General features: G+C 62.5%; 10 protein-coding genes and 1 pseudogene. 8 read left to right on the plus strand and 3 right to left on the minus strand.

The features are described from left to right. Positions 1 to 62 precede the first annotated feature (62 nt). The 3 genes and pseudogenes from ACRDUX_RS33795 to ACRDUX_RS33805 all read right to left on the minus strand — a co-directional run. Positions 63 to 1,202, minus strand: coding sequence for an N-acetylmuramoyl-L-alanine amidase (locus tag ACRDUX_RS33795; RefSeq protein ID WP_526420711.1), 1,140 nt, complete (start codon positions 1,200 to 1,202; stop codon positions 63 to 65). Positions 1,203 to 1,449: 247 nt separating this feature from the next. Further along, positions 1,450 to 1,902, minus strand: a complete 453-nt coding sequence (locus ACRDUX_RS33800; RefSeq protein ID WP_526420713.1) for a nuclear transport factor 2 family protein — start codon at positions 1,900 to 1,902, stop codon at positions 1,450 to 1,452. A 140-nt stretch (positions 1,903 to 2,042) separates the two neighbouring features. Continuing rightward, positions 2,043 to 2,189: pseudogene (locus ACRDUX_RS33805) on the minus strand (SDR family NAD(P)-dependent oxidoreductase); the annotation flags it as partial. A gap of 259 nt (positions 2,190 to 2,448) precedes the next feature. Here ACRDUX_RS33805 and ACRDUX_RS33810 point away from each other — a divergent pair. From ACRDUX_RS33810 to ACRDUX_RS33845, 8 genes are all read left to right on the plus strand, one after another. Continuing rightward, positions 2,449 to 2,736, plus strand: coding sequence for a hypothetical protein (locus tag ACRDUX_RS33810; RefSeq protein WP_526420715.1), 288 nt, complete (start codon positions 2,449 to 2,451; stop codon positions 2,734 to 2,736). A gap of 916 nt (positions 2,737 to 3,652) precedes the next feature. Further along, positions 3,653 to 4,183, plus strand: coding sequence for a YkgB family protein (locus tag ACRDUX_RS33815; protein WP_526420717.1), 531 nt, complete (start codon positions 3,653 to 3,655; stop codon positions 4,181 to 4,183). A gap of 619 nt (positions 4,184 to 4,802) precedes the next feature. Beyond that, positions 4,803 to 4,967, plus strand: a complete 165-nt coding sequence (locus tag ACRDUX_RS33820; protein ID WP_526420719.1) for a hypothetical protein — start codon at positions 4,803 to 4,805, stop codon at positions 4,965 to 4,967. A gap of 357 nt (positions 4,968 to 5,324) precedes the next feature. Then, entirely contained in the window at positions 5,325 to 6,248 is a 924-nt protein-coding gene (locus ACRDUX_RS33825; RefSeq protein WP_526420721.1) for an LLM class F420-dependent oxidoreductase, read from the plus strand. Between the two features lie 338 nt (positions 6,249 to 6,586). Continuing rightward, positions 6,587 to 6,757 (plus strand): hypothetical protein, encoded by a 171-nt coding sequence (locus tag ACRDUX_RS33830; RefSeq protein WP_526420723.1) that lies wholly within the window; start codon positions 6,587 to 6,589, stop codon positions 6,755 to 6,757. Beyond that, complete coding sequence (locus ACRDUX_RS33835) at positions 6,750 to 7,127, plus strand: carboxymuconolactone decarboxylase family protein (RefSeq protein WP_526420725.1); 378 nt, start codon at positions 6,750 to 6,752, stop codon at positions 7,125 to 7,127. The genes ACRDUX_RS33830 and ACRDUX_RS33835 overlap by 8 nt, the downstream gene beginning before the upstream one ends. A 150-nt stretch (positions 7,128 to 7,277) precedes the next feature. Then, positions 7,278 to 8,015, plus strand: coding sequence for a haloacid dehalogenase type II (locus ACRDUX_RS33840; protein WP_526420727.1), 738 nt, complete (start codon positions 7,278 to 7,280; stop codon positions 8,013 to 8,015). 193 nt (positions 8,016 to 8,208) lie between these two features. Further along, a partial coding sequence (locus ACRDUX_RS33845; protein ID WP_526420737.1) for a zinc-binding dehydrogenase occupies positions 8,209 to 9,122 on the plus strand: 914 nt, incomplete at its 3' end.

A 9,122-nucleotide genomic window follows, 5' to 3' on the forward strand; every position in this document is an offset into this window, starting at 1 on the left:
TCGCGACCATCCGGACATCAAGCTTAGGAATTCTCCACCGACTCGCGACGCGAGCGCAGTGATCAGACGCGGTTGCGCGCCGGTGAGAACCGCTCGAGCTGCACCGGCGGTCCACTCGCAGACGGCTGCGGCAACACAAGCGCGACCCCGTTCATCACCCGGGTTACGGAACCGTTCTCCCGGTCCAGGTTGAGGGTTCCGTGTTGAAAGTTCTGCCCGATCCACTGCGGCTCTTGTATTTCGCCGCTGGTCGGTAGACCCAGCGCACCACGCTCGAAACCCAGTGTCGCCCAGGCATCAAAAATGGCACCGGTCACCGGTGCTGCTCCGGTCGTGGGTGACCAATACACTGCTCCTCTGTCGAACGTGACATAACGCGATGACCCAGCACCGGCTGTTTCCGGAGATGTCGGCGCGCCGAGCACACTGTTCGTGCCCCCCATCACCTGCCACCGGGCATAGATGGCGCCGCCACGCAGCGAGGCCGCGAGTTCGACTGAGCTAGCGGGCTTGTCGAACCGTGCAGCGATGTCACGGATCTGATCGAGGCATCCGTAACCGATGCTCCCAGGACAAGCAGTGGCACCGACATCACGGTGGGCGAAGATATTGGGTAGAAGCGGGGCTGCGCCGGCCGGGAAGCGCGTATACGGCCCACCCTGGGAGGGCAATCGGACGGCCCCCTTGGGGTCAACGTCGTCCATGGCCAACCGCCAACCGAGCAACAGGCCCACGGACCGTAGCTGCGGCGGCGTGGGCGCCATGTCGTCGAAGTTGCCAATCATCGAGACTGCCCAGGTATTTCGGTTGAATCCGCCGGTATGCGACCCCTCTACGGCTCGGGTGACACCGCCATACCTGCCCTCGAAGATTTGACCGTATTTGTCGACAAGCGCGTTGTAGGCGATGTCCTCCCACCCCAGGGTGCGGGTGTGGTAGGCGTAGATCGAGCGGACGATCCCCGCGGCGTCCAACGGCGAGTAGTCGTTGCTGGTCGCGGTGTGGTGCAAGATCCCGGCTCTGACCTCGTTGTCGTACCGCGGCGTCCCGCGGCGCATCGATTCGTCGGCACCCCACTCGCCCCGACTGATGACCGTGGGTTGCAGTCCCGGCACGCTGACCGCAGCGGCGCCTGCCAACGCGGTGTCGGCCCGTGCCTGCGCCGAGCCGGCGAGTGTCGGTGCAACAGTGCTCAACCCCATCAGAAGGGGCGCCGCCACAGCGGATTTCAGGACCTCGCGCCGTGACACCGCCCGCGGTGGACCGCTCGCGCAGTGATTCCCCACCGCGCCAAGGTAATCCGCCATACGCAGGACACCCACGCGACTCGCCGAAGTCGATGCGCCCTAACCCACCCCGGGACTGGACCATCCCTGGTGACTGGGCTTAGGCATGACGCCATCCGCATTGTCGAGCAACGAGCCACCAACACGTCCAATCCGATCCGCGCTACTCGAAATCGGTGGGAAAGACGTCCGGCGCCTTGTTGTCAATGTCGTAGGCCAATCGCCAGGCACCGTCCTTGGCCCGTCGGAACAGCAGAGCGACGCGTCCACAACCACCAGATTGATAGCTACCGTCAGCCTGCAGATTCCTGAAGTGAAACTTGCCGGCTATTAGAGCGAGGGCGTCGTCTTCGAACAGGGTCTCCTCCTTGAACAGGACTCGCAATGAACGATCCTCGAAAACCTCCTCGTACCAGGGCCGCAACCCCTCTACGCCGTCCATGCGCCCAGACCCGGAATTCGCATACACGGTGTCAGGGTCGTACAACGAAAAGAGTGTCTGTGAGTCCTTCGCGTTGAAGGCGGCGAGCCACCTGTCCAACACTGCCCTGACCTGGTCGCCGTTCGTTTGCTTCTCCATGGTGCCTCTTCCGGTTGAATGGACCTTCACGCTCACACCAGAACTTCTGGTACTCATCGCGCTGAAATTGCACGTCGCCCAACGGCGTGTCTATAACCTTCACGATCTCACCGACATTCACTGACACGTTGCTACTCGATGCCCACGAGTCGCACCGGTCCATGCGGTCGACGACGTCGATCATTGCGACGAACCGTCGCCAGCACGGGAAAGCCGAGTTGCTGCAGATGTCGAGCGGTCGCCTCGCCGATTCCCGAAGATGCCCCCGTGACCAGAACACGCCCTCGTTTCGTTTCACTCACATGACTGACAACATCTGGCATCCATTGGCGGTTCCGCGCACCCATGAATGATTCACATGACCGCGATAAGCGACGGCCGGCGCGTGTGCGCTCCAAGGGCCAGCCGCGATCGGAGAGCTCAAACGCCGCCCCACCCGTTCGCCATAGCTCGTTGCTGTGAATCACGAACGGGAATGAGCTCACCTTGCGGGTACCAGGCATTCCAACGCATTGCCCTGGGCTACTTGCGCGGCCGTGGATGTCGTGCGCGGCGGGGCACGAGTTGCTCTACGGTTGCGGCATGACCAGCGACCACGTCGGTTTAGCTCCATCCGACGCAGCCGAGCAAGAAGGGGTTGACGAACGCGACGCCCTGGCGCGGGCATGCGAGGTCCTCATCGTGACTTATGCGATCGACGCTGCTGGTGCCGCCGACGTGCTTCGGGTCTGCGCGCAGGCGGTCGGCTTGGAGGTGCAGGCTCTTGCCCACAGGATCGTTCGTGGCGTGGGCGAGGACAGTGCGCCGTCCTACATCACTGTCGACGCGCTCTTGATGGAGGTTGGCGAGCCTGTGCCCGGCGGCTGTTGAGATCCCCGCCTGAGGATCCCACGCGCACACACCGCTGCATCACGCCCGCGCCAGCCGTGAGACGTTCACGCCGGTCAGTCAATGAGCCCGTGCCGCCCGGGGTGATTCACATTGGCGATGGGGATCATGAGTCCTAGCACCTGTCGCAGTCCGGCCGTCACCCTTCAGTCGCCAAAGCACGACAGTCAGCCGTCATGCTCACCGCGAGGCACGCACCGCACGGCAGCGACTTCCGGCTGGTCTTCAGAACGGCCTGGCCATCGTGCAATCGGTTTACTACCAACGGCTGGATACATGGGATCGTGGGAGGTGGTGACCACGGTAGCGCAAAGTCGACCACTTTCCGAAATCTATTGTCCTGCAAACGATCGAAACGCTGGAGTAACCGAAAACGGACCGTCTTGACTCCGTCTTCGGTGCGGAGTGTGAACGATCCCGAGGACCGCGCAGACTCTCGATCGTCTTGCCGGCACGGCAATGGGTGGTCTTGGCACGTACTTCGCCGTCGATGGTGTTCGCGCCGCGCTTCGCTGACGGACCCCTCGCCGTCGCCCGTGGACAACTGCGGGCCATCGGTGAACCTTGGCTGAGCGGCCGTCGCACCGTCCCAGGCGAGGGCGATGAGGTTCAGCGTTCACGGCAGCGCCCGATCGATGCAGTCGGCACCGAGTACTCCACCGCAGAGAATGCCGCGTCGGGTGACGACGTCGGTGGACGGGTAGGCCCTGTGCAATGCACCATATTGGGATGGTGCTCCCATTTAATTTGCGATTCAAGGGACTACCCACTAACGCATGACGCGATGAAGGATCTATAATGGGTCAGTCCACCCATAACTGTGATCGATCAGGCGATGCGGAAAACGCGGCTGGCCAGGATTGGGATCGCAGCAGATCGAATCTTCAAGGAGTCCGACGTGGCCATCCGCCCATCTGTTAGCAACCTCGAACGCATCACCAACGTTTCCACGATCGACGGTATCGCCGCCGTGCTCGGCCGATACGGACTCGTCCTGGTCATCGGATGGATCGGCGCGCTGAAGTTCGCCAACTTCGAAGCTCATCAGATCGTTCCGTTGGTCGCAAACAGCCCTTTCATGGGCTGGCTCTACAACTTCTTACCCGTGAATACCTTCTCTGCCCTGCTCGGTGTCTTCGAATTGACCGCGGCGATCCTGCTCGCCATCAAGCCGATCGCGCCGAAGCTCTCCATCTTCGGCAGTCTGCTGTCAATCCTGCTCTTCCTCTCCACGATCAGCTTCCTGTTCACCACGCCCGGCGTCGGCGAGCCCGCCGGTGGCGGCTTTCCGGCGCTGTCGTTGACCGGAGAGTTCCTTCTCAAGGACGTGCCGCTACTCGGTCTGTCCTTCTGGACGCTCGCCGATGCCATGAAGGCCGTTGCACGTAGGGCCACAAAGCCCGCGGTTGATCAGCAATTTCGTCGGTGAACGCAGGGCTGGTCTTGGGGCTTCTGCCGGTATTGCGCCTTGCGGCGGACCGTCGTTCCACACCGAGATTCGTTGCAAGCCGGACATGGCGAGGAGGCTGTCGTACTCCGCGATCGAACGCTCCCGACCGCCGGTGACAGCCAGCATGTTGAAGTAGTTTCTGCATGGCGTTGCCCTTCATTGGATCAATGAAGGAACGGGGTTCTGGCGAGTCTGGTATCGGGGCGCTGGCCACTGCTTGGCTACGCCAAGGCCAGGTTCCGCAGATCGGCGAGGTACTGGCGGGTCAGCTCCCGGTCCAGGTGCGGGATATCGCCGTGATCACGAATTCCGCTTTTCTGCACTGCTTTCCGGAAGCGCTCGCTCGGTGCGACTGCACTCGCAACGGGCGTCTGAGGGTTCGGTAAGCGTCGAGTAGGGCCAGCACGGAGGCTGCGCGATCCGTCTTCGTGGTGGCGTCGTTCATGTTCGGCCTTCCGCTACTCGTGGTGGTGAGGGTGGCGCACCCCGGGGAGTTCGTTCTGCGGCCTCGCACTCAAGCCGGCGCCAATTTGTGTGGTTGGTAGTTCGCGTAGCCCGCCAAGGCGCGGCCGGGCCTCATACGGTGATGGACCGTCGGATGGGTATCCGACACCCGCCGAATCCGTTGATGGCGTTGCCATTGCACACTCGCGAGTGGCACCACTCCCCTGGCGAGATGATCTTCGCGATGACCGCAATTGCGCCGGTAGCCGAGACGATTGGCCCCCAGGGCCGGTTGCCAGCGGCAGGAGCCGCCGTGTAGTACCTGGACTCCGTTGTCCAAGAACGATCTTGGCGCATTCGAAGAGCGCATCACGGCAATGTTGCAGGCAGACGCCGGCGTGGCGATTCAGACGTTGCACGCGGCTCCTGATGATTGCTCCTCGGTACGGCCGATGTTCGAGAGGATGCAGCTCTGGCATCCGTCGGGGCAAAGGGGCCGTCTCTCGTGACCGATGTTGGAGGTCATCGGTCTGTGGATCCGTTCCGGAAACTTCGTACGGAACCGGTTGTACTGGCGTCTTAGCCCCGCGGCCAGCACAGCGACTTATCGACTCCATCAGTGCGTCGAATATCGCTGGTTGTCAGTTTCCGTGGTGAACTGAATATGGTTCGAGACATGACTATTCGTCTTGGACTTCAAATCCCGAGCTTCTCCTACGGAACGGGTGTCGAGCAGCTCTTCCCGACGGTGCTGCGCCAGGCAAGGGAGGCGGAGGCCGCCGGCTTCGACTCCTTGTTCGTAATGGACCACCTCTATCAACTGCCCCAGCTAGGCGCGCCCGAGGACCCGATGTTGGAGGGCTACACGGCTCTGGCAGCGCTCGCGACCGCGACCGAGCGGCTCCAATTGGGGACGATGGTAACGGGGAACACATACCGAAATCCCACCTTGCTCGCCAAGGTCATCACCACACTCGACATCGTCAGCGCGGGCCGCGCCATCCTCGGCATCGGCGCCGGCTGGTACGCGCTCGAGCACGTTCAGCTGGGATACGAGTTCGGCAGCTTCACCGACCGCTTCGAACGGCTTGATGAGGCGCTCAGCATCATCGCCCCGATGCTGCGCGGTGAGCGCCCGACCGTGACTGGCAAGTGGTACCACACCGAAGATGCGCTTGCCTCTCCGCGATTCCGCGACGACCTTCCGATACTGCTCGGCGGAAGCGGCGAGAAGAAGACGTTCCGACTGGCGGCTCGGTACGCCGATCACCTAAACGTGACGACGCCCTTCGATCAGCTGAAATCCAAGCTTGACGTCCTGGCCCGGCGGTGCGAGGAGGTGGGACGCGACCCGTCCACCCTGGAAACCAGCGCGCTGGTCGGCGTCCACGTCGACGGTATCGGCGGCCCGGCGCAGATTCCCCCTGGAATGGGAGGCGTCATGATGCAAGGCAGTCCCGATCAGATCGCCGAGCAAGTGCGGACCAAGGTGTTCGGCGCCGGTATCACCTCAGTCGTCGTTCACGCAGCCGCACAGGGGCACATTCCTGGGGTGATCACGTCACTTGGTACTGCGCTGACACAAGCGATCGACAGCTGACCGTCGGCTTCTGCACCGACCGTACAGGATTCGTCGCCGCGTAACGGCTCGCGGTTTCGCCATCGAGCGAGATGCGTTGCAGCGCATTGTTTCCAGAAAATCATCCAGCACCCTGAACCGTCACCAGGGTACGTATCGCCCCGCGCGTGAACGATTGCCTGCGCGGTGTGCATCTTGATGCGGCACGCCATCGCCATCTGCCGGCGAAGGTGTGTTGCCGATCACAAATCAAATTCGCCGCGGTGGAAGGGATTATTGCCGTCATGCCTACGCGTTGCCCTGCCTAACGATTGGCATCCCAAATATCATTAGCACAACGAATCCGGAAAGGACCCACCATGACGAACTTCGCTCCAATCGAGCCCGACGCCGCCACGAGCGATGCAGTCGAACTCCTGACCCAGGTCAAGACGGCACTGGGCACAACCCCCAATATGGCCAAGGGAATGGCAAACAGCCCAACGCTGCTGAAGAAGAAGCTTCTTGACACTGTCGGGCGCAGTGGGTAGCGGCACACTGCCTCCAGCCGTCCGCGAGCGACTCGCGACCTCGACGGCTCAGCTCAACGGCCGCGAGTACTGCTTGTCGACGCACACATTCATCGGCGCCAACGTCGCCAAGATCGAGGCCACGGAGCTGGACAGCGCGCGGCGCGGCTCTTCCGCCGATCCGCGGGTGGCCGCTCTGCTGGAACTGTCGAACGCCATCGCTCAAAATGTCGGCGACGTCGACGAAGCGAACATCAAGGTCGCTCGCGATGCTGGAGTAACCGAAGAGGAGATTGGCGAGGGCGTCGCCAACCTCGCACTCAACATCCTGACCAACTACTTCAACGTGGTGGCCCGCACCGAGAATGAGTTCCCGTTGGTCTCGCTCTAACGGGCCGTGGGTCGACAAAGACGATGGACACAATGGGCTATAAAACCCATAATCGAACGGTGGACTGTCGCATACGAGCGAGATGTGGCCGCCGCAATGCCAGTACGCAAGCCGAACGGCCACCATGGCGCCGAGTGTGTAGGAGAAATCATGACTGACACCCACCCGCCCCCTGCCTCCCGGACAGAGGGTGCACCATCCGTGCTGGTGTTCGACGTCAACGAAACGCTCATCGACATCGAATCGCTGGGACCGAACTTCGAGCGAATCTTTGGAGACGCCACAGTGTTGCGTACCTGGTTCGGCGAATTGGTGATGTATTCGATGACGCTCACCCTGTCAGGCCTGTATGTCGACTTCTTCGGTCTTGGGCAGGCAGTGCTACAGATGGTCGCCGAGATTCGCGGGGTCGATCCGACCGACGATGACCGCCGTGAACTGGCCGAGGCCATGCGCACCATGCCGGCACATCCGGATGCGGTACCAGGTCTGGAGAGGCTGCTAGCCGACGGCTACCGCCTGGTCACGCTGACCAACTCCCCGCACCGGCCGAATACACCCTCGCCGCTGGAGAATGCGGGGCTGAGTCAATGCTTCGAGCGACAATTCACGGTCGATGCTGCCGGCGTGTACAAGCCCTCGACCCATCTGTACCGCAGAGTTGCCTCCGAACTGGCTGTACCGGTCTCGGAGTGCATGCTGGTCGCCGCCCACACGTGGGACACCATCGGGGCGCAAAGCGCAGGCATGCGGGGTGCGCTCATCGCTCGCCCCGGCAATGCACCGTTGAAGTCACACGGAATACCTCAGCCGACGTTGATCGCCGCAGACATCGACGAACTCGCCGCACGAATGCAAACCATGCAATGGACGCGCACGACGCCATGACGGCGCCTCAAGACAAGGCGTCGGCCGCACCGAGCGATTGCCGCGCTTTCAGGCCTCTTCTGGTCAGCAAAAAGCACCCGAGAGAGAGCACAAAGTGACTACCCGACCGTCCCTTACCGATCCCACCACCACCGGTGGCGCCGCACTGCCCACGGAGCCGGCAATCGTGCGCGAGCGTCCCGGCGGAGAGACGATGCGTGCCATCGTGCTCGAAAAGTTCGGCGGATTGGACAGTTTCGCCTACACCGACATCCCGAAGCCTCGCCCCAAGGTCGGTGAAGTCGTGATCGCGGTCAAGGCGTTCGGTGTCAACCACGCCGAAATGCACATGCGTCGAGGCGAATGGGCCGAGTCGGCCGAGGTCAGCGGCATCGAATGCGTCGGCCTCGTCGATGCCTGCCCAGGCGGTGAATTCCCTGTTGGTGCGCGGGTTGCAGCGCTGATGGGCGGCCTCGGTCGAACTATCAACGGGAGTTATGCACAGTACACCCGGGTTGGCGCGACGAACGTGGCGCGAATCGATGCCGATCTTCCGTGGTCACGGCTGGCAGCGCTCCCGGAAACCTATGCGACGGCCTGGACTTGCCTGTTTCGCAATCTCGAACTCGCGGCCGGACAGACGGTTCTCATCCGTGGCGCCACCTCGTCCTTCGGTCAGGCAGCCGTCAAGCTGGCGGTAGGTGCGGGAGCCCGGGTGATCGCCACCACCCGTAGCCAGGATCAGTTCGGTGTGCTCACCGCGCTCGGCGCGGTACGCGGTGAAGTCGAGGGACCAAACCTGGCGGCGCGCCTACCGGAGGCCAAAGCGGTCGACGCAGTTCTCGATCTCGTTGGAAATAGCACGATTCTGGACTCGCTCGACCTCCTGCGGCGAGGCGGGCGGGCGTGTCTTGCCGGATGGCTCGGCGGACTGGCGCCGATCCCCGACTTCAATCCCCTGGCGCGGATGGCCAGCGGGGTGCACCTGACGTTCTTCGGCAGCTTCGTCTTCGGTACCCCTGGGTTTCCGCTGTCGGACGTGCCGCTCAGCGACATCGCCGACCAAGTGCTTCATGGGCAGCTCGACGTCGAACCTGCCCACATTCTGTCCTTCGACCAAATCAGGGA

The organism is Mycobacterium sp. (genome assembly GCF_050701675.1).
GTDB lineage: Bacteria > Actinomycetota > Actinomycetes > Mycobacteriales > Mycobacteriaceae > Mycobacterium.